The following is a 20,287-nucleotide window of genomic DNA, read 5'->3' as shown; positions in this document are numbered from 1 at the left end:
CCGAGCCGTGCGTGTCGATCCTTCAGAAGGCCGATCCTTCAGAAGTTCGACGGGTAGCCGCCGGCTAAGCCCCGTCCGCCGTCGGCGGGTGGCCCACAGCGCTTCCCCCGGCGGCCTGGAACCGGGGGCTCGGACCGGTGGGGCGGTGAACGTGCCTGTTCCAGCGGTGGGTACAGTTTCTGTACTTGGCAGGGCTGGGGGTGCCTGGTAATCCCGTGACGAAAACTGCGACTGTGTTCCGATGGAACGACTTCCCGCGGCGCGACCGGTTCTGGCTCGAGGTCGAGAGCACCTTCGCGGTCGCGACGGGCCCGGCCGAGATGCCGTCGGTCGAGGCCGTGCGCGCGGTGGTCCGGCATCTCGCGGCGATCGATCCGGCCAGCCGGTTCACGCGTCGCATTGATGCCGTCAGGGGGGCCCGTGTTCCCATTCCGTTCGCGCGGCGCGAGCGGTTTCTGTCGGCCGTCGTCGTCGGCCTTGACGACAGCCCGGCGGCTGTGGGCGAGCCCGCCGAGGATTCCGGTCCCCTGCTCGCCCGCCTGGCCGAGATCTGCGAGGAGGGTCTCGGTGACCTTCCCTTCCGGATCTTCGTCGGCCAGCGCTGCTCGTTCTTCGTGTTCTCCCATCTCCTCGGCGACTACACCTGCCTGAAGTTCTGGGCGGGCGTGCTGCGCCACGCGCTGGAAGGCAGCCGTCCGGTCGACCTGGTGGAAGGCGGGACGCGGTACCCGCTGCCACGTGCCCTGGGCGAGACCTACGGCCGTCGGCCGGCCCTGCTCAGGGGCCTCGCGGCGTCGATGCGTGAACAGCACGGCGTCCCAGCCAGCCGGCTAGGTTTCCTGGGCGGCGAGCAGTCCGAGGTCGGTGAACGGCGACCGGCCCGTGCCGCGGCGGGGCCGCGCTCGGCGGCCGGGGGCGTGGGCAGGCTGGTCGAGCGTTCCAAGGCGGGCTACATGGCCGCCCTGCGCGAATGGCGGGACCTGTACGCCCCTGGCGTGTCCGTGAACAGCGTGCTGTTCGCGGCGACTATCGCCGCGTCGGACGCGGCTGGGCTCGCCCGGCCCGACGACGGCGTCCACCTCCCCTGCGACCTGCGGCGCTATCTGCGGGCCGGCGCACCTGACTTCGGCAACTTCGTGGAACGGCTGACCATCTGGCCGGACGACCCGTCGTCACCGGAATCGCTCGGAGCGGAGCTGCGCCGGGCGACCGAGGTGGGCCAGCCGCTCGCCAGGCACGCCATCCAGATCGCGAAGACCTGGCTGCCCCAACCGCGTGAGGCCGCCGCCGTCCAGACCACCGCCGCCGTCCAGACCACCCCGGCGCCGACGTCGCCTGACCTGCGGCCGTGGCTGGTCAGCTGGGGCCGGGTGCCCGAGCTGGAACGTCTCCGGTGGCTCGCCCCGCCGGAGGGACGTTTCTTCGCCAACGCGCGCTCCGGTGGCAAGGACGAAGGCATCTCCTTCATCTACGTCGACCTCGAGGGCGTGCTGCACGTGCGGGCGCAGTTCGACGAGCGACACCACGACCCGGCGCTCGTGAGCCAGGCGTTGAGTCTCCTGTGCACCGACCCGATCAAGGTACTGGACGGCCGTTCCCGCCGGCGGACTCGCTCGGGTGAGGCAGGCGTCGCGTAGGCACGGGCAGGCCCGGTGTCTGGTTGGCGCCTTCATGGCGATGGCTCGGGCCGAAGCCCGAGCCATCGCCATGCTCGCCCCATCGCTGTGCTTGTCGTCACCGTGGCGAGAGACTGACAGACAGGTCAGTGACGCTCCTTGCTCAGGAGGTCGACAGGTAGTCGTCGAACGAGATGCCGGTAAGACGCTCGTACGCCTCGACGTAGCGCGCCCTGGTCGACGCGATGACGTCCGCCGGCAGCTCGGGAGCCGACGTGTCGCGGTCCCAGCCCGAGTTGACCAGGTAGTCCCGGATGAACTGCTTGTCGAACGACGGCTGGGCGCCGCCGGGCGACCACAGGTCCGCCGGCCAGAACCGGGACGAGTCCGGGGTGAGCACCTCGTCGCCGAGCCGCAGCACGCCGGCCGAGTCATGGCCGAACTCGAACTTCGTGTCGGCGAGCAGGATGCCGCGTTCGGCCGCGAGGTCGCTCGCCCGGCCGAAGATCTGCAGGGTGAGCTTCTCCAGCTCGGCGGCGAGCTCGTCGCCGACCCGGCTCGCCGCGTCGGCGCGGCTGATGTTCTCGTCGTGCTCGCCGATCGGCGCCTTCGTCGACGGCGTGTAGATCGGGTGCGGCAGCTTCGAGCCGTCGACGAGGCCCTCGGGCAGCGGATGGCCGCTGACGGCGCCGGTGCGTCGGTAGTCCTTGAGCCCGCTGCCGGTCAGGTAGCCGCGGGCGACGCACTCGATCAGGGCCATGTCCAGCCGGTGGCACAGCATCGACCGGCCGCGCAGCTGCTCCCGGTAGGGAGCGAGCTCGGCCGGGTACTCGTCGACGTTCGAGCTGATGACGTGCGACGGAACGAGATCGGCGAGCTGGTCGAACCACCACAGCGTCAGGCCGGTCAGCACCGCGCCCTTGTCGGGGATCTCCGTCGGCAGGATGACGTCGAACGCGGAGATCCGGTCGCTCGCGACCAGGAGCACCGCGTCCTCTCCGACGGCGAACAGCTCGCGGACCTTGCCCGAGCCAAGGTGGGTCAGCCCGCCGAACTCCTCATGCGTAAGTGGCATGATCTCTCCAGGTTCCTGGCTAACGCCGTCAGCTCAGCGCCGCGAGTCGGTCAAAGACAGGGGCCAGCCGCTCGACGTAGCGTTCGGGGCGGCTTACCTGGCCGAGGCGGGCTTCGTCGAGGGGCAGGCCACGGTCGGCGGCGTGCTTGCGCAGCGTCTCCCGGAACGGGACGCCGGTCTGCCAGGTCTCCATCGCGGCGGCCTGGGTGATGGCGTAGGCGTCCTCCCGGGACAGGCCGGTCTCGACCAGTTCCAGCAGCACGGCGGAGGTGTAGACCAGTCCGCCGGTGGCGTCGAGGTTCTTGCGCATCCGGTCGACGTCGACGACCAGGCCGGTCACCAGCCGGGTTGTCAGGTTCAGCAGGTAGTCGACGCCGGCGGACGCGTCCGGCAGCGCGATCCGCTCCGTCGAGGAGTGCGAGATGTCCCGCTCGTGCCACAGCGGCACGCCCTCGAGGACGGGGACGTACTGGGCACGCACGATCCGGGCAATCCCCGCGATCCGCTCGGACATGATCGGGTTCTTCTTGTGGGGCATCGCGGACGAGCCTTTCTGGCCCTTTCCGAACGGCTCGGACAGCTCACGCACCTCGGTGCGCTGCCCGTGCCGCACCTCGAGGGCCACCGCCTCGCACACCGTCGCGATGCCGGCCAGCGCCGCCACCCAGCTCGCTATCCCATCGCGCAGCACCACCTGGGTGGCCACCGGCGCCGGGGTGAGGCCCAGCTTGTCGGCGACGTAGCGCTCCACGTCCGGGTCGATGTTCGAGTACGTCCCCACCGCTCCGGAGATCTTGGCGACGGCGACGTCGGCGCGGGCGGCGCGCAGCCGGTCGCGGCAGCGGGCGACACCGAAGGCCAGGTCCGCGACCCGGTGGCCGAAGACCGTCGGCTCGCCGTGGATGCCATGGGTGCGCCCGACCCGCAGCGTTGACCGGTGCGCGAGCCCCAGGTCGCGCAGCGCCGCGACCAGCGCGTCCGCCTTGGCGAGCAGGATGTCGGTCGCCTCGACCAGCTGACAGGCCAGCGCCGTGTCCAGCAGGTCGGACGACGTCATCCCGAAGTGGACGTAGGCGGCGGCCGAGCGGGGCTCGGTCTGGTCGGCCCAGGCGGTGAGGAACGCGATCACGTCGTGCTGGGTGACGGCCTCGATCTCGGCGACCGCCGGCGGCGTCGGGGCGGGCGCGGCCCGGACCGGCTCGACCGCGTCAGCGGGAATGCGCCCCGCGGCGGCGTGCGCCTCCATGACGAGCACCTCGACCTCGCACCACAGCTCGTACTTGTGCGCCTCCGACCAGACCCGGCCCATCTCGGGCAGGGTGTAGCGCTCGATCATGCCGACGCGCCGGCGGGCGAGGCGGCCGCCGCGACGCGGGCGAGCCCGTCCGCCGCGGCACGCTCGAAGTCGTCCTTGTAGGTGACGAGCTTGCCGGCGAGCTCCTGGTCCGAGAGCGCCAGGATCTGGACGGCGAGCACGGCCGCGTTGGTGGCGTTGTTCAGGCCCACCGTGGCCACCGCGACGCCCGGCGGCATCTGGGCGATGGCGAGCATCGAGTCCATCCCGTCGAGCGCGCCCCCGGAGATCGGGACGCCGATCACCGGCAAAGTGGTGAGCGCGGCGACTGTGCCCGGCAGCGCCGCGGCGAGCCCGGCGCCGGCGATGACCACCTGGATGCCGCGGCTGCGCAGGCCCTCCACCCAGTCGGCCAGCGTGCGGGGCGCGCGATGCGCTGAGAGCACGGCCTCCTCGTGGGCCACGCCGAACCGCGCCAGGGTCGCGCCGGCCTTGCTCATCGTCTGCGCGTCCGACGCGGACCCGTAGACGACCGCGACCCGTGAACGGGCGGTGGGGGATTCGGGGGGGCTAGACATGCTGCTCACTTCGCTCCTCGTCGTCGGGGAGGACTCCGGTTCGACCACCGGCACGTACTCCCGGGCGGCTGTACTGCTCGGGACTGCTCGGGGCGATGGCCGCCTAACCAGGCTCACCCGGCCCGACCGGCCCACCGGACACGCCCGGCCCACGCGGGCCGTCGGCCGGCCCGGGCTGGTCGGTCCGCTGGGTGACCGAGCCGGCGCGGCGGACGTCCGCGGCGTGGCGCAGCCGCGCCGGGTCACCGATGTCGGTCCGGTAACGCGCGCCGGGCAGCGAGATCCGGCTGACGGCCTCGTACGCCGATCCTCGCGCGGACTCGAGGTTGGAACCGATCGCCGTGACGGACAACACCCGCCCGCCGGCCGAGACCACCCGCCCGTCCGCGTCGAGCCTCGTCCCCGCGTGCAGGACGTCCACCCCGGTGAGCCTCGCGGCGGCATCGAGGCCGCGAATCGGGTCGCCGAGCCGCGGCGTGCCCGGGTAGCCGGCGGCGGCGAGCACCACGGTGACCGCCGCGCCCGACCGCCACACCGGCGGGCGGCGGCCCGTCAGCACGTCGGTCAGCGGCGTGGTGAGCAGCGCGAGGATCGCCTGCGTCTCCGGGTCGCCGAACCGGGCGTTGAACTCGACCACGCGCGGCCCGCGCGCGGTGAGTGCCAGGCCCGCGTAGAGCAGGCCCGCGAACGGGGTGCCGCGCCGGGCCATCTCGGCGACCGTCGGCCGGATGACCGTGGTGACCACCTGGCCGGCCAGCCCGCGTGAGGCCCAGGGAAGGGGAGCGTAGGCGCCCATCCCGCCGGTGTTCGGACCGGTGTCGCCGTCTCCGATCCGCTTGTGGTCCTGGGCGGGCAGCAGCGGCACCACGGTGCCGTCCTCGGTGACGACCGCGAACATCGACACCTCCGGGCCGTCGAGGTACTCCTCGATCACCACTCGGTCGTCCGGCCCTTGGAGGCAGCTACGGACGGCGGTGACGGCGGCGTCGCGGTCCTCGGTGACCGTCACCCCCTTGCCGGCGGCCAGCCCGTCGTACTTGACGACGTAGGGCGGGCCGAAGGTGTCCAGGTCGGCGAGCGCCGGCTCGACCTCGGCGTGGTCGCGGGCCGCGGCTGTCGGCACGCCCGCGGCCCGCATGACGTCCTTGGCGAACGCCTTGCTGCCCTCCAGCCGCGCCGCGGCGGCGGACGGCCCGAAGCACGGCAGGCCGCGGGCGCGCAGCTCGTCGGCGGCGCCGCCGACGAGGGGGACCTCCGGGCCGATGATCGTGAGCTCGGCGCCGACGGACTCGGCGACGGCGGCCACCGCCTCCGGGTCGGCGACGTCGAGCGGGCGGGGCTCGGCGATGTCGGCGGTGCCGGCGTTGCCGGGCGCGCAGACGATCGAGCCGACGCGGGGGTCACGGGTGAGCGCCCGGCACAGCGCGTGCTCCCGCCCGCCCGAGCCGACCACAAGGACCTTCATGCCCACGCCGCCACCTCTGGGAGCACCCGGCCAGGCGGTCGTGGGCGTCGTACGCCGTGCGTCATCGGTCCGTCGGTCCTTTGCCAGTCGGGGTGCGGCCGCCGCGGGCCGCCCCTGGGGACCGGTGACGCTGGTCGGCGGGGGACCTCAGGCCCGCGCCGCACCATACCCGGAAACCGACCTGTCCCCTGATTCCCCGACGCTCGCCTAAAGCCCGATTCCCGCCCTCCAGAGCAGCCGGGCCATCCCGTCTACCAGGTGGAGGGCACAGCGGCGGGCGTCGACCTCGGCCATGCCCTCGACGATCGACGGCGCGTCGACCGGCCAGACCCGCACCTGCCGGCCGACCACGGTCAGCGGGGCCGGCAGGTCCCGGCCCTCGAACGTCCGGCCGCCCGGCTCGACGAACAGGTGCAGCGACCGGCCGGCCGAGGGGAAGCTCTCACACCGCCAGTAGAGCAGCGGCCACGCCGTCAGCTGGCTCCTGCCGTGCCAGTGGCTGGGCGGCCCGCCGGCCGGGGGGCGCCGGTCATGGCGGTCGGCGCCCCGCGGGGGGTTCCCGGGGCTCCTCCTGGACCGGCGAAGGCCGGGGTTCCTGTCGGATGGGCGGGGCCGGTCCGGCGGGTCGGCCGGCTGGTCCGCCGGCGAGTCGGTGGCCGAACGGGCCGCTCCCGCCGGATCGACGAGCCCGAGCGGGATGGCCAGGTCGTCGGCGGTGCGCAGCGCGGCGCGCGGCCGGCCCTCGGCGCGATGCCTGGCTCCCGCCAGCCGCGGAACGTCCCGCACCACCCGCATCGTCACCGGAGGCATCAGCTCCGCCTCGGCGCACAACCTGAGGAACGTGGCCAGCTGCGCCTCGACATGGGTGGCGATGGCGGCCGAACGCTCCCGACGCTCCGCCTCGGCCCGCTGGGCGCTGCGCACCCAGTGGCTGCCGCGCAGCAGGACGTCGGTGAGCGCGTCGGGCAGCGCCTCGCCCGTCGGGGAGAACCCGACCGGCCACGCGTCGGCATCCACGTCCGCGCGGTAGCTGCCCGGCCTGACCTGCCAGAAGAGCTCCGCCGGCCCGGCGGGGACCCTGTCACTGGTCCGGGCGGGGCCGATCCCGCCTTGACGGCCGTCGATGGGGGCCAGCACTGCCGGCGTGCCGGAGGTAGGCCTGAAGCTGGCTTCCCTCCGTGCTTCCGGCGGTCCTGGAGTGGGTTGCGGCTCCTCGGACGGGCGGGCGACCACGTGATCCACCTCCCGGCGACTGCGCAGCGTGACCAAGGAAGCGTGACCCGTCACGGGCCGTGCCGCAACCGGGCGGGCGTGGCGCTGGTGATCCGTCAGTGATCCTGGGGACAACGGCCCGCCGGGCGTGCGAAGGAAGATCATTTTCGCACGCCCTTTGGCCCTCTAGTGATCCTGGGGACAACGGCCGCCGGGCGTGCGAAGGAAGATCATTTTCGCACGCCCTTTGGCCCGTTAGAGGAGGTCGCGTAGGACGAGTGTCTGGTCGCGGCCGGGGCCGACGCCGATCGCGGAGATCGGGGCGCCGGACATCTCCTCCAGCGCCCTGACGTAGTCCCGCGCCTCGGGCGGGAGCTGGTCGAACGAGGTGGCGCCCGAGATGTCCTCGTGCCAGCCGGGCAGCTCCTTGTAGATGGGCTTGGCATGGTGGAACTCGGTCTGGGTCATCGGCATCTCGGACATCCGCGTGCCGCCCACGTCGTAGGCCACGCACACCGGCACCCGGTCGAAGCCGGACAGGACATCCAGCTTTGTCAGGAACAGGTCGGTGAGCCCGTTGACCCGCACCGCGTAGCGGGCGATGACCGCGTCATACCAGCCGGTGCGCCGGGCGCGGCCGGTCGTCACCCCGAACTCGCCGCCGACGCGGCGCAGCTCGTCGCCGACCTTGTCGTCGAGCTCGGTCGGGAACGGGCCCGAGCCGACCCGGGTGGTGTAGGCCTTGATGATCCCGATCACGCGGGTGATCCGGGTCGGGCCGATGCCCGCGCCGGTGGCCGCGCCGCCGGCGGTCGGGTTCGACGAGGTGACGAACGGATAGGTGCCGTGGTCGACGTCGAGCAGGGTGCCCTGCGAGCCCTCCAGCAGGACGACCTTGCCGGCGCGCAGCGCCGAGTCGAGCACAAGCCCGGTGTCCGCGATGTGCGGGCCGAGCTGCGCGGCGTAGTCCAGGTACTCCTCGACCACCACGTCAACCTCGATCTTGCGGCGGTTGTACACCTTGGCGAGCACCTGGTTCTTCTCGCGCAGCGCCAGCTCGAGCTTCTGGCGCAGGATGCCCGGGTCGAGCAGGTCCTGCACGCGGATGCCGGTGCGCGCGACCTTGTCGCCGTAGGCCGGGCCGATGCCGCGGCCGGTCGTGCCGATCCGGGCCTTGCCGAGGTAACGCTCGGTGACTCGGTCGAGGGCCCGGTGATGCGGCATGATCAGATGGGCGTTCGCGCTGATCATCAACCGGGATGTGTCGATACCACGGGCGCGGAGCCCAGCCATCTCCGACAGCAGCACGCCGGGGTCGATCACGACACCGTTCCCGATCACCGGGATGCAGTCGGCACGCAGGATTCCGCTGGGGATGAGGTGCAGGGCGTACTTCTCGTCGCCTATGACCACCGTATGGCCGGCGTTGTTGCCGCCCTGGTAGCGCACGACGTAGTCGACGGCGCCGCCCAAAAGGTCGGTCGCCTTTCCCTTACCCTCGTCGCCCCACTGGGCTCCGATCAGGACAAGCGCAGGCACGGGGCAAGACTGTACTAAGAACGAAGCCCGACCTTCCCCACCGATTGGCTAAGTGACGGCCTGGTGTCTGGCTGTGCGTTCGATGCCCGACCCGTCCCGGTAGCCAATCGCCGACCTCCCAGATCGCTGACCTCCCAGATCGGCTCCCAGACCTCCCCGATCGGCTTCGCCAATCGGGCAGGGACCCCGGATCCGGCAGGGACCCTGTCGCCAATCGGGCAGGGACCCCGGATCCGGCAGGAACCCTGTCGCCGGTCCGGCAGGAACCCCGGGGACCCCTCGGGCAACTCGGCGCGGAGGATTCGGCCCCGCGGGCCCGACGATCAGCCGGCCTGCCCGAGCTGGCCGGGCGCGGTGGGGTCGCTGTCGGCCAGGAACGTCCCGATCCGCTCGACCTCGGCGGTCTCGCCGATCGCGGCCGCGGCCTGCCCGAGGGCGGCCAGCGCGCGCAGGAATCCCTGGTTCGGCTCGTGCGACCAGGGCACCGGCCCGTGCCCGCGCCAGCCCGAGCGGCGCAGCGCGTCGAGCCCGCGGTGGTAGCCGGTGCGCGCGTACGCGTACGCCTCGACCGGGCGCCCGCCGTCGAGCGCCGCCTCGGCCAGCACCGCCCAGGCCGCGCTGGATGTGGGGAAACGAGCGGCCACGTCGCTGGCCGCCGCGCCCTCGGCGAGCGCCGCGGACGCGGGGTCGAACGGCAGCAGGGTAGCCGGCGGCCCACCCAGAAGATCGGCACGCCCGGACGGAGTCGTCATACCCCAACCGTAATCGCCCCGACCCGCCACCCAAGGACCGGCCCGCGCCGCGAGCCTGACGCCGTTCTGGCAAGCGAGGCACTCGACCTAGCCCCAAGAAGATGACGGCCCGTCCCGCAAGCGTGGTGCCGTTCTGGTGAGCGAGGCACTCAACTCAGCCCAGGGGGGTGACGGCGCATCAGCGCTGGCGCCAACCCACCCACGTCGCCAGCCTGGAACCAGCCCAGCCACCGTCATACGCCTGTGCCCGGAACCACGCTCAAGGGCGCTCCGCGCCCGCCAGGCTGACGCAGCGGTCAGACGCGCAGCGGCTGAGCCGCGCGGCAGCCTCAGCCTTGGACGGTCGCGTTCCAGATGTTCTCGCCGACGACGCCGGGCTGGCCGTCGCTGACCTTGGTCAGGTACGAGTAGAGCGCGGCGACGCCCTGCGACTGCGGGCCGAACTTGCCGTCGACGGTGAGCGAGAAGCGCTGGTCGCGCATCTGCTGCTGCCAGACGTACGCGTCGGCGCGCACCTTGCCGCCGTCGGCCGAGGAGATCGTGCCGTGGAAGCCCGACTGCTGGACCTCCGAGCGGGCCCGGTCGAGCGTCATCGGGGGCTCGACCGGCTGGACCGCCTGCTGGACCGAGCCGCTGGAGGCGGACGACGAGACGCCGCCGACCGGCCCGTTGTTGGTCAGGCCGAGCTTCTTGGAGCAGGCCGGCCACGGGGACCAGCCGCGGGAGTTGTACAGCCGGTATGCCGCTTCGTCCTGGACGGCAGGTGGCGCCTCGCTGGGCAGGCCGGAGTAGCCGAGGCCCTGCCAGGTCCGCTGGTCGAACTGGTAGGCGCCGTAGAAGCCGTTCCCGGTGTTGATCGAGTAGTTGCCGCCGGACTCGCACTGGCGCAGCCGGGCGAAGTCGTCCGGGGTGGCGGCGCCGGCCGGTATCGCGGTGACCGCGAGGCCGCTGCCCACGAGCGCCGTGACCGCGCCGGTGGTGCGTAGCAGGCGGGCGGTCGACGACGGGCCCTGCTGGGCGCGGTGCCGGCCTCCCGTCCTGTAGGCGGGCCGGGCTTCGCCGGTCTGCTCAGACGGCATGTCGGTCCTTCCCTGCGCCTGCGGGGTGAGCTGTCGGGTTCGGGCCGGGAATGCCCGGCCGGTCGTCACCTCGCGCTCCGCCGATGGCGTCGCGTCCGGGCTGACCGGCTTCACCCCAAGGACGCGACTGTCGCCACGCCCGGAAATGGGTCCCCCGCTCCTGCCCAAGCGGATCCGTGCCCCGCGATAGAGGGGCCATCTCCACACGCGGGTGGGGGCAGGACTTGGCGTCCGCCCGCGCGACTCACCCAGGTCGGGCGAGTAGCACCGGACTGTAGCGAGCCCGCATCCTTCGCCGCAAACCGGGGTCGCCCCAGTGAACGGGGCGGCCCCGGTTCGCGACTGCTCCAGCGGTGGCGCCAGCCGCTCGCTGACGCCGCCTGGCCGGCACGCCGGCCGGCAGCAGCGCGATCATGATGAGGCTCGCGCGGCTTTCAGCCCTGTGGCCGGCGCGGCGGCCCAGCGGCGAGGCAGCGGCCGGTCGTCTACCGCCAGGTCCCCTTGCCCACCGACCAGCCGGCGGGTCAGAGCCGTATGCCTCCGACTGGCGGCCAGAGGCGGGGTGGGAAAGGGGTCCCGTCGCCGACGTGGGCAGCGGTCGGTGGGGGCCGATCGCGGCGAGGTTCCAGCGGCGGCGGGTCGACTGACCTCGCGGGGCCGGCCCGGGAGGGAGGTGCCGGGCGGGTGGCCCAGGCCGAGGCTCTTCTTCAGGGACCGGCGTCAGCCGATCTCCGGGAGTTCCGTCAGCGACAGTGGCAGAGCCCTGCGCGGCCGGAGGCCTCGGCAAGAAGGTCAGACGGGCGGTGACGCCTGACTGCTCAGGCGAAGGTGGCGGCCCAGGTCTTTGGACCGACGACGCCGTCGACGGCCAGGCCCTTGGCCCGCTGCAGCGCGCGGGCGGCCTCGGCCGAACGCGGCCCGTAGTGCCCGTCGACGGCGAGCGAGTAGCCGATCTTGTTCATCTGGGCCTGCCAGGACCGGACATCGGCGCGGTACTGGCCGGCCAGCGCTGTCGTGAACGGCAGGCGCGCCGTGGTCGAGGAGATCGCCTGGGTCACGAGGGGCGCCCTGGGGGCTGAGCGGGAGGCCTGGCTGGCGCCGGGGGAACTGGCGCCAGGCGCGAGCTGGTCCGGGCCCATCCCGCGGCCGCAGTCCGGCCACTGGCCAAAGCCGGAGCGCTGCGCGAGCCGCAGCGCCGCTTCGTCCTGAACCGCGGGTGGCGCGGCACTCGGCAGTCCCGAATATCCGAGGCCCTGCCACGTTCTCACAGAGAACTGGTACGCGCCGTAATATCCGTTGCCGGTATTGATGGAATAGTTTCCGCCGGACTCGCACTGGCGCAGTTCTGCCCAGGTGGATGAGGCGTTCGCGGGTGTCGCGACGGCGATCGTGCCACCCACGGCCGCGGCGATGACGGGAACGGCCGCGAGGGTCTTGCGTAGCCGGCGTGCCGGGGACGTGATGGCCCGCCGGGGCTCCCGGGACTGGCGGATCGGCCCCGCCGATTCGGCGGGTTCGGGGCTGACGGAGACGCGCACGCTCGTGGTGCCGTCTGGCGGACAGTCGGCCAATGGCGGAACGAAACGCCCGCCGGGCATGCGATGTCGACCAGGGGTACTTGTTTCGGACATGCGTGGTTGCCCTTCCCCACGCCTGCGAGGTGAGCTGTCGGGTTCGGGCTGGAAAGAGATTGCCCGGCCGCGCGACATGTTCGGCTGTTGGGCTGACGCGCTAGGTCCTGCGCATCAACGAGTACAGCGAAAGTCGGTCGGCTTCACCCCTAGGACGCCTGTTGAGGGCGAGGCTGGCGTGGCGCGCTGTCTGGCCACGCAGGCCGTCGCCCTATTGAGCCTTTTCCGTCACCACTTCGGCTCCACGGGTCTCGTCGGTCCCGATAAGGCTGGCGGAAAAGGTCGCTGTCCAGGATCTCTGGTCAGGCGTCCGGATTCGGTTCCCCCGTTCCTGCCGCTGGTTAAAAACTCGCCGGGCGGGGGCAGGATTCGGCGTGCCGCCCGGTGGGTGCCTGTCCTGTCGCCAGGCACGGCGAAGACCATAACCACATTCCTCGGGGTGACGGCAAGCATTGAAATAGGCACGTGAAGAAGGCCACACCGGCGTGTCGCTGCTTGAAATCTGCCCGAAACGATGTTAGCGCGCGCATACGCGCGCTCATCTTTCCTACCCGGTGCCGTGGTCGGTGATTTCTTGCTCCGCGTCGAAGATCTGCTGACTGGCGGTTTCGCCCCACAACGGGCGGGACCATCCGTGCCGGAGGGCCACGCGCGGGTCTGGTGTCGTCCGCGTGTCGCGTCGAAAAATAAATCTACCATTCTGCCGCCCGAACGGCCCCTTCGATGCATGCCCGGGCGAAATGCGATCCTCGCTACACCCGTCGGGACACACCCGGTTGCTGTACATTCGGTAGTCAAATGATTACTTCTGGTTAACTATTGCGGTTGCGACCGCTAGATGCCGTACCCCGCGGTGGTCTACCGACGGTGGCGCTCAGTGGTCCAGAAGTCGCCGATGGGTAGTCGCCCCGTTCGGAGCGGTACCGGGTCGGGCGGGAAGGTTGTTGTTGGTTCGCTCCGTGCGGGCGGCGCGCTCCGGCCCCGTACTCGCTTCGCTCCCACGGGACCTCCGCGCGCCGTCCTCCTCCGCTCACGGGCGTTCCGGCGACCTCCGCTGCGGCCCGACCCCGTCGCTTCGCTCGTGGCCGGGCCTCCGCGGAGGCGCGCCTCCGCGCCAGCTCGGTTGCCATGCGCTGGAACGTCACCAATCCTCGAACAGCCTCTGTTTGCGGGCACTTCGCTGCGCTCGTGGGCGGTGCTCGCGCCTGATGGGGTAGGAAGCGCTAAGTCACAGAACGACTTCGGCCCGGGGCTGCCAAAGTGGCGGCCCCGGGCCGAAGGTGTGACTTCGAGCTCAAGATGATCTAGAAACGGTCAAGCGCGACGTAACCGTGCGGCGCGGAGGCTTCCGCAAGGCTCTGGCTCACGCCTGGATCGAGTGGGTCTTGGTTGGTGACGTTCAGCGATAGGTGACCGTGCGGCGCGGAGGCGCGCCTCGCGGAGGCCCGTCCACGAGCGAAGCGACGTGGCCCCGCGGGGATGGTTCTGGATCGGGTCGTTGTGGATTGGTGACGTTGAGCGGCGGGTGACCGTGCGGCGCGGAGGCGCGCCTCGCGGAGGCCCGGCCCACGAGCGAAGCGAACTGGGTCGGGCCGCAGCGAGGTCGCCGGAGGGCACGTGAGCGGAGGAGGACACGGCGCGGAGGTCCCTTGGGAGCGAAGCGAGTAAGGGGCCGTAGCGCCGTGCCCGCACGGAGCGAACCAGATTAAATGGCCTGGCCGGCGCTGCGCAGGTCCTCGCAGGCCTGCGCGACACGCTTGGCCATGTTCGCCTCGGCGGCCTTGCCCCAGGTGCGGGGGTCGTAGGACTTCTTGACGCCGACCTCGCCGTCGATCTTCAGGACGCCGTCGTAGTTCTTGAACATGTGGTCCGCGACCGGCCGGGTGAACGCGTACTGGGCGTCGGTGTCCACGTTCATCTTGACGACGCCGTAGTCCAGCGCCTCGCGGATCTCGGAGAGCTCCGAGCCGCTGCCGCCGTGGAAGACCAGGTTGAACGGCTTCGCGTCGGGGCCGAGCCCCAGCTTGGCGGCCACGTGCTGCTGGCCGTCGCGCAGGATCGTCGGGCGCAGCTTGACGTTGCCCGGCTTGTAGACGCCGTGCACGTTGCCGAAGGTGGCCGCCAGCATGTACCGGCCCTTGCCGCCGGTGCCGAGCACCTCGGCCGTGCGCCACATGTCCTCGGGCGTGGTGTACAGCTTCTCGTCGATCGCGCCGACGACGCCGTCCTCCTCGCCGCCGACGACGCCGATCTCCACCTCGAGCACGATGTTCGCGGCCTTGCAGTCCGCGAGCAGCTCCTCGGCCAGCTTGAGGTTCTCCTCCAGCGGCACCGCGGAGCCGTCCCACATGTGCGACTGGAACAGCGGGTCGCGGCCGGCCCGCACCCGCTCCTTGGAGATGGCGACGAGCGGGCGCATGTAGGCGTCGAGCTTGTCCGCCGGACAGTGGTCGGTGTGCAGGGCGATCTGTACCGGGTAGGCCTTGGCGACGTGGTGCGCGAACTCGGCCAGTGCCTCGGCCCCGAGCACCATGTTCTTGACCGTCGCCCCGGACAGGTACTCGGCCCCCCCGGTGGACACCTGGACGATTCCGTCGCTGCCGGCCTCGGCGAAGCCGCGCAGCGCGGCGTTCAGCGTCTGTGACGACGTGACGTTGATGGCGGGGTAGGCGAAGGCATTGGCCTTCGCCCGGTCGAGCATCTCGGCGTAGACGTCTGGGGTCGCGATGGGCATCGAAAGCTCCTGTCAAAGGCGTCGGGCCACCGAGCGGGCGGACACGGCCGGCTCGCCGGCCGGCGGCCGTCATCCCCTGGCGAGCCGGGCAGTGATGGACGGCGCGCACCGGGGCGTGCCGGGACCGCGCGTTGCGGGCTGTGTTGCGCGAAGGGTATGACGCGAGGCGGTCCGACGGGAGCCCGTTGCCGCCGACATCGCGCGTGCCACCGTGACTCGTGACTACTTACCCTTCGATCCGTCATCTTGGCAGCGACCGCGCCGACCGGGTGTCGAGCGACCCGCCGCTTGGCGCGTCCGCACGGCGCGGGCGGTCGCGCCCGCCGCATCTCGCCCACCCGGTCGACATCCGCCCAGGTCGGCCGCAAGAGCACCCGTTTCCCGTCCATACCCCCGGATCCGAACCCGGCGCGCAGCGTCCGACGGCCGAGGCGCTCGGCGTCCCCGTCAGACTGAGGTCATGGATGTCGACCGTCTATCCGGCCTGACCCTGTATCTGACCGTGTTCGCGATCGTCTTCCTTGAGAGCGGCGTGCCGATCGCGTTCTGGCTGCCGGGAGACGCCATGTTGTTGGCGACTGGGCTGATGGCGGCAGATCCGGCACACCGGGTGTCACTGCCGGTACTTGCGGCCGGCGTGACCGTGATGGCGGTCGCGGGAGTCTGTGTTGGCTATGTCACCGGGCGGCGGCTCGGCCGGCCCTGGTTGGAACGCCGACACAGAAAGCTGCTCGAACGGACCGAGGCGTTCTACGAACGCTTCGGTCCGGTGACGCTCGTGGCCGCCCGATTTGTGCCGTGGGCGCGTACGTTCGCCCCGATCCTTGCCGGCGCGGTGCGGATGCCGTGGTCGCGTTTCCTGGCGGCGGCCGTGATCGGCGCGGTGATCTGGGGGACCGGGCTGCCCGCTCTGGGCTACGCGGCGTCGTCGCTGCCCGGGCTGGAGGAGTCGGCTTCCTGGCTCGCGCCGGCCGTCGTGGTCGTCTCGGTCGTGGCCGGCCTGTCCGGCGAGCTGCTGCGGCGCGCGGCCCGGCGCCGCGCGACGACGGCCGGAAGCGTCGAGGAAGGAAAAGGAGAGAAGGAAGAGGGAAAGGGAGAGAAGGAGAAGGAGGAGCCGGCCAGGCTCACGCCCGTCGAGGGCGGCGGCCGGTCGTAGCGCACCCATGACTACAACCGTCTAGTCACGCAGCCACGCGCAACCCCATACTGGCGACGTGTCAGCGCAGCCTAGCTACCGTTGGTGACCGCGCATCAGCGCAGCGCCCGGGGTCCCGCCGGATCCGGGGTCCCTGCCCGATTGGCGACAGGGTCCCTGCCGGATCGGCGGAGCCGATCTGGGAGGTTAGCGATCGGGGAGGTCTGGGAGCCGATCTGGGAGGTCTGCCGGCCACCTCGTCAACCCAGACCTAGCCCAGCAACCGCCATATACCAGGGCCCGGAACCACATGGGGAGGGCGCCCAGCGCCCCGGACCTCCCAGATCGGCTCCGCGAAGCGTCCGGCGCGGGACCGCCGTGCTGAGATCCGGGTGTGCTGTCATGCTGCATGCTGAGACGTGATCCGGACTCCGGCCGCGGGTACCGCGTGCCCGGATGGCCGGGATGGCCTCGCCTGCGAGGTCACTGTCAGGAGGGCTGACGTTGGCTCGGGTGGTGGTCACCGGCGCGGCCGGGTTCGTCGGCGGGGCGGTTGCCCATGCCCTGCGTGGTCGCGGGGATGAGGTGGTCGCGCTCGACGCGGCCCGCGGCCCTGGCGTGGTTGCCGCGGACGTGAGCCGGCCAGGCGACTGGGAGAAGAAGCTCGCCGGCGCCGACCTGGTGGTCCACGCGGCGGCGGCAGGCATGGGCGGGGTCGGCGAGCTGCCGCCGATCCGCGGCGGCCGGCCGGTCGGCAGCCCGAGGATTCCGCTGGCTCGGATGCGCCAGGTGCTGCTCGGCGGGACGGCGACGGTGCTCGACGCCGCCGCCCGCGCCGAGGTGCGCCGGGTGATCCATCTGTCCTGTGTGTCGGTACTCGGCCCGGACATCGCCGACGGCATCGACGAGACCGCGCCGGTGGGGCTGACCGGCGACCCGCGCGCCGACACCCTGGCCGCCGCGGAGCAGTCGGTGAGCGCGGCGACGGCGTCCGGCCTGTCCGCGACGGTGCTGCGCCTCGGCGACGCCTACGGCCCGCGGGCCGGCCGGTGGACGGTGTGGCCGGTGCTGCTGCTGCGCGCGGGCCGGTTCGTCCTCCTTGACGGCGGTACCGGATGGCTCAACCCCGTCCACATCGACGACGTGGTCGCCGCCGTGATCTCCGCCGCGGACTCGCCGCGGGCGGGCGGCGAGATCCTGCATGTGACGGGCCCGGAGCCGTGCACGGTCGCCGAGTTCGTCGGTTACTACAGCCGGATGCTGGACCTGCCCGCGCCTCGCTCCGTGCCGGCCAAGATGTACGGCGCGCTGGATGAGGCGGCCGTGGCCGTCGGGCGCCTGCGGGGCCGGGTCGAGTCGCGCCGTGTCCCGCGGCCGGGCTCCTCGGCCACGGCGCCCCGCGCCGCCGGCCGGAGCACCCGGCCGGCCGGCGGCGCGCGGGAGCCGCTCGGAGACGCCGCCGGCGGCCAGACACTCGGCCCGTCGGCCAGGTCGGCGGCCCTGGGGATCGTGCGCGGCCTTGGCGCCCGGCTGGTCGCCGGTGTCGACCCGCGCGGCCGGATGGACCTCGGGCCGCTCACCGTGGCCGACGTGACCAGGACCGGGAGGTGCTCCGGCGAGCGGATCACCGCGCTGACCGGCTGGGGCCCGCGGGTCGAGCTCGCCGACGGCATGAGCCGCACGGAGGCGTGGCTGCGTGAGCGCGGCCTGCTCGGCGTCAGCGAGCCATCTCGGCGTGGGTGAGTGTGGGCGACGACGGCCCGACGCTGATGACGCCGCGGCTACAGGCGTTGCCGGTGACGCTGTGGAACGCGGGCTACGTCGCTGAGGAACTGGCGCGCAAGGTCGCGCTCGCGGCGCGCCCGGCTCCGGGGCTCGGAGTCGGTGGCCTGTTCGCCGGCCCGGACGCGCGCGGGACGGCCGAGCCGGCGGCATTGCGCCGCGAGCTGCGCCACCGCGCGGGCGCCGGCCGTGCCGCGCTGACGTGGGTGGTGCGCGACCACGACGGTGTGGCCGTCGGCCTGCTCGGCGCGGACACCCGGGCGCGCCGGGCCGCGGTCGCGGTAGTGATCGGCCCGGACGAACGCCGGTGCGGATACGGCGCCGAGATCGTCCGGGCGTTGGCCAGCTGGCTGGAGGCGTATCGCCTGGCGCTGGTGGAGACGCGGGTGCGCGCCGACGACCCCGCGTCCGAACGGCTGGCGATGGTGACGTCCTTTCAGCCCACCAGGGTCGTACTCGCCACCGGCTGGCGGCTTTGGTGCCGTCCGCCGTCCCGTTGATCCTTCGCGGCACCTGGCGCGCGGCGGCCGGGTGGCGAGAGGACGCGCGGCCGGCCCTCATGGGTAGCGCACTAGGTATAAGGCCCTGGCGACGTGGCCGCGCGGCCCTCGCCGCGCGGCCCTCGCCGCGCGGCCCTCGCCGCGCGGCCCTCGCCCCTCGCCTCTCGGGTGGCGGTCGCCCCAAGTTGCCCGAAAGTCCCGAACTCGCGCCGACAGGGACAGACATCCGTAACAGGGCGTAACGGCGCGACGAGGGCGTGGAGCTCACTCGCACCCCTCGCTCATGGGGCGCGGCACAGCGCGAGAAGCCCGGCTCCCCACGCCATTGCCGCAGGTCAACGCCGCGTCTCCCGTTTGTTCTTTGGCCTGCGCGCAGGGGGGGTGCGCTGCTAGGTTGTCGGCTACCCGACAACGTCTGGGGTCTTGTTTCGTCGCCGGTGCGTAGCTTCTGGCCACTCGTAGGGTGTCCCGGCTGTTCGCGCGGTGACGGTCTGAGGCACCATGGCAGTGATGTCACGACCGGGCAGGCCTCCACCGTCCGGTCGGGTGTCCGCGTCGATGAGCATGTCGATGTGTGTCCGGGAGGGGAGCCCGACGGTCGGCGCCATGCGCCGGGGAGGTGCACCATGAGCGTGGATTCCCCACACCCGGTCTCGTCGCAGACCCCGCCAGCCGAGGTCACCTACGACCATCTGATCATTCCGCCGCACTGGCGTCGGCCCGACGAGTCGATCCCCGGCGCGCCGAACTCGCTCTTCCCCGTCGACGCGCCCGCGGCGCCGGCGCAGACGACGAGTGGCCCGCACACGGGCGCGATGACCGGCCCGCTGCTGGTCGGCACGACGGCGCGCGCTTTCGCCAAGCTCGATGACATGATCCGGCTGAGCTCCGAGGACAAGGCCGTGATCGACGCGCGCAGGGACGAGGCCGAGCGGGCGCTGCGCGCGATCTTCCCGCCGCGCTGCGCGCTGCCGCTCGTCGGCGTCGCCACCATCGGCTCGGCCGGCCGGGACACAATGATCCGCCCGCTGGACGAGGTGGACATCTTCGCGGTGTTCAGCGCCGCGGCCGGCGCCTGGAAGCGGTTCCGCTGGGACTCGCGTGACCTCCTGCTGTGCGTGCGGGGCGCGATCGGTGGCGACCGGGTGCAGACCATCGGCACCCGCGGCCAGGCGCTGCGCGTCGTCTACGACTCGCCGCCGGACGTGCACCTCGTTCCCGCGTTCGACCATCCGCGGGCCGGCTATGTGATGCCGGACCGGGTCGGCGGCTGGCTGCCTACCCGCCCTGAGCGGCACGCCAGCTGGACCGAGGACCTGGGCCCTCGGGTGATCTCCGCCGTGCGGTTGCTGAAGGCGTGGAACCGGGTCTGCGGCAGCCACCTGCGTTCGTTCCACATCGAGGCGCTGGCCGGGACCGTGCTCGCCGGGCGCGGCCTGAACACCCGCCAGGCGTTGACCACCGTCTTCCGGTATATGGAGGAGGTCGGTCTGTCGGTGGCCGACCCGGCGGACGTCGGCGGCGACCTGTCGACCTACCTGCGGCCGGACGACCTCGCCGCGCTTGGCGAGTCGATCAGGCTGGCGCGTTCCTACGCCGAGAAGGCGGTCGTCGCGGAAGCCGACGGCAGGCATGAGGAGGCTGTCGCCTTCTGGGCCGCCATCTTCGGCCCGGAGTTCCCGACCTTCGGCTGAGACATTGGTTCGCTCCGTGCGGGCACGGCGCTACGGCCCCTTACTCGCTTCGCTCCCAAGGGACCTCCGCGCCGTGTCCTCCTCCGCGAACGGGCGCTCCGGCGACCTCCGCTGCGGCCCCCCTACGTCGCTTCGCTCGTAGGCAGGCCTCCGCGGAGGCGCGCCTCCGCGCCCAGCTCGGTTGCTTGCCGCTGTGACGTC

At 72.3% G+C, this 20,287-nt stretch carries 15 protein-coding genes and 1 riboswitch; of the genes, 5 read left to right on the top strand and 10 right to left on the bottom strand.

Annotation, left to right across the window (positions count from 1 at the left end):
* Positions 1-215 precede the first annotated feature (215 nt).
* Entirely contained in the window at positions 216-1,637 is a 1,422-nt protein-coding gene (locus QOZ89_RS28370) for a hypothetical protein (protein WP_312626472.1), read from the top strand.
* A 142-nt stretch (positions 1,638-1,779) separates the two neighbouring features.
* Here QOZ89_RS28370 and QOZ89_RS28365 read toward each other — a convergent pair whose 3' ends face one another.
* The 10 genes from QOZ89_RS28365 to fbaA form a co-directional block, all read right to left on the bottom strand.
* On the bottom strand, positions 1,780-2,691 hold the full coding sequence (locus tag QOZ89_RS28365; RefSeq protein ID WP_071053565.1) for a phosphoribosylaminoimidazolesuccinocarboxamide synthase: 912 nt from the start codon (positions 2,689-2,691) through the stop codon (positions 1,780-1,782).
* A gap of 28 nt (positions 2,692-2,719) precedes the next feature.
* Positions 2,720-4,027, bottom strand: a complete 1,308-nt coding sequence (gene purB, locus QOZ89_RS28360; RefSeq protein ID WP_071053566.1) for an adenylosuccinate lyase — start codon at positions 4,025-4,027, stop codon at positions 2,720-2,722.
* Complete coding sequence (purE, locus tag QOZ89_RS28355) at positions 4,024-4,563, bottom strand: 5-(carboxyamino)imidazole ribonucleotide mutase (protein WP_071053567.1); 540 nt, start codon at positions 4,561-4,563, stop codon at positions 4,024-4,026. The genes purB and purE overlap by 4 nt, the downstream gene beginning before the upstream one ends.
* A gap of 103 nt (positions 4,564-4,666) precedes the next feature.
* Positions 4,667-6,028: a phosphoribosylamine--glycine ligase gene (gene purD / locus QOZ89_RS28350; RefSeq protein ID WP_241842353.1), complete on the bottom strand. Its 1,362-nt coding sequence runs from the start codon at positions 6,026-6,028 to the stop codon at positions 4,667-4,669.
* A gap of 207 nt (positions 6,029-6,235) precedes the next feature.
* Entirely contained in the window at positions 6,236-7,165 is a 930-nt protein-coding gene (locus tag QOZ89_RS28345; RefSeq protein WP_241842349.1) for a hypothetical protein, read from the bottom strand.
* Between the two features lie 330 nt (positions 7,166-7,495).
* A complete protein-coding gene (locus QOZ89_RS28340; protein ID WP_071053569.1) occupies positions 7,496-8,779 on the bottom strand; it encodes an adenylosuccinate synthase in 1,284 nt (427 codons plus the stop codon).
* 323 nt (positions 8,780-9,102) lie between these two features.
* On the bottom strand, positions 9,103-9,531 hold the full coding sequence (locus QOZ89_RS28335; protein ID WP_071053570.1) for a DUF3151 domain-containing protein: 429 nt from the start codon (positions 9,529-9,531) through the stop codon (positions 9,103-9,105).
* 329 nt (positions 9,532-9,860) lie between these two features.
* Positions 9,861-10,610, bottom strand: coding sequence for a transglycosylase family protein (locus QOZ89_RS28330; protein ID WP_071053621.1), 750 nt, complete (start codon positions 10,608-10,610; stop codon positions 9,861-9,863).
* Between the two features lie 19 nt (positions 10,611-10,629).
* Positions 10,630-10,784, bottom strand: a riboswitch (cyclic di-AMP (ydaO/yuaA leader).
* A 644-nt stretch (positions 10,785-11,428) separates the two neighbouring features.
* Positions 11,429-12,103, bottom strand: coding sequence for a transglycosylase family protein (locus tag QOZ89_RS28325; RefSeq protein WP_071053622.1), 675 nt, complete (start codon positions 12,101-12,103; stop codon positions 11,429-11,431).
* A 1,843-nt stretch (positions 12,104-13,946) separates the two neighbouring features.
* The gene (fbaA, locus tag QOZ89_RS28320) at positions 13,947-14,975 is read right to left on the bottom strand and encodes a class II fructose-bisphosphate aldolase (protein WP_071053571.1); all 1,029 of its coding nucleotides are present in this window, start codon (positions 14,973-14,975) and stop codon (positions 13,947-13,949) included.
* Positions 14,976-15,435: 460 nt separating this feature from the next.
* On the opposite strand from fbaA, the gene QOZ89_RS28315 reads away from it, so the two are divergent.
* From QOZ89_RS28315 to QOZ89_RS28300, 4 genes are all read left to right on the top strand, one after another.
* Entirely contained in the window at positions 15,436-16,131 is a 696-nt protein-coding gene (locus tag QOZ89_RS28315) for a DedA family protein (protein ID WP_083419922.1), read from the top strand.
* A gap of 483 nt (positions 16,132-16,614) precedes the next feature.
* Positions 16,615-17,853, top strand: coding sequence for an NAD-dependent epimerase/dehydratase family protein (locus QOZ89_RS28310; RefSeq protein WP_071053572.1), 1,239 nt, complete (start codon positions 16,615-16,617; stop codon positions 17,851-17,853).
* A complete protein-coding gene (locus QOZ89_RS28305) occupies positions 17,850-18,392 on the top strand; it encodes a GNAT family N-acetyltransferase (RefSeq protein ID WP_241842350.1) in 543 nt (180 codons plus the stop codon). The genes QOZ89_RS28310 and QOZ89_RS28305 overlap by 4 nt, the downstream gene beginning before the upstream one ends.
* Before the next feature lie 626 nt (positions 18,393-19,018).
* A complete protein-coding gene (locus QOZ89_RS28300) occupies positions 19,019-20,086 on the top strand; it encodes a nucleotidyltransferase domain-containing protein (protein WP_071053573.1) in 1,068 nt (355 codons plus the stop codon).
* Positions 20,087-20,287: the final 201 nt, after the last annotated feature.

Source organism: Pseudofrankia coriaricola (assembly GCF_032027725.1).
In the GTDB taxonomy this organism is placed as follows: domain Bacteria; phylum Actinomycetota; class Actinomycetes; order Frankiales; family Frankiaceae; genus Pseudofrankia.
Note: the sequence above shows the minus strand (reverse complement) of the source record. Positions and strands in the feature narration are given on the sequence as shown.

What these genes read in the sequence shown, in the direction of transcription:
- QOZ89_RS28335 (WP_071053570.1), bottom strand. Translation starts at nt 9,531, where the DNA reads ATGACGACTCCGTCCGGGCGTGCCGATCTTCTGGGTGGGCCGCCGGCT.
- purB (WP_071053566.1), bottom strand. Translation starts at nt 4,027, where the DNA reads ATGATCGAGCGCTACACCCTGCCCGAGATGGGCCGGGTCTGGTCGGAG.
- purE (WP_071053567.1), bottom strand. Translation starts at nt 4,563, where the DNA reads ATGTCTAGCCCCCCCGAATCCCCCACCGCCCGTTCACGGGTCGCGGTC.
- QOZ89_RS28315 (WP_083419922.1), top strand. Translation starts at nt 15,436, where the DNA reads ATGGATGTCGACCGTCTATCCGGCCTGACCCTGTATCTGACCGTGTTC.
- QOZ89_RS28330 (WP_071053621.1), bottom strand. Translation starts at nt 10,610, where the DNA reads ATGCCGTCTGAGCAGACCGGCGAAGCCCGGCCCGCCTACAGGACGGGA.
- purD (WP_241842353.1), bottom strand. Translation starts at nt 6,028, where the DNA reads ATGAAGGTCCTTGTGGTCGGCTCGGGCGGGCGGGAGCACGCGCTGTGC.
- QOZ89_RS28300 (WP_071053573.1), top strand. Translation starts at nt 19,019, where the DNA reads ATGAGCGTGGATTCCCCACACCCGGTCTCGTCGCAGACCCCGCCAGCC.
- fbaA (WP_071053571.1), bottom strand. Translation starts at nt 14,975, where the DNA reads ATGCCCATCGCGACCCCAGACGTCTACGCCGAGATGCTCGACCGGGCG.
- QOZ89_RS28365 (WP_071053565.1), bottom strand. Translation starts at nt 2,691, where the DNA reads ATGCCACTTACGCATGAGGAGTTCGGCGGGCTGACCCACCTTGGCTCG.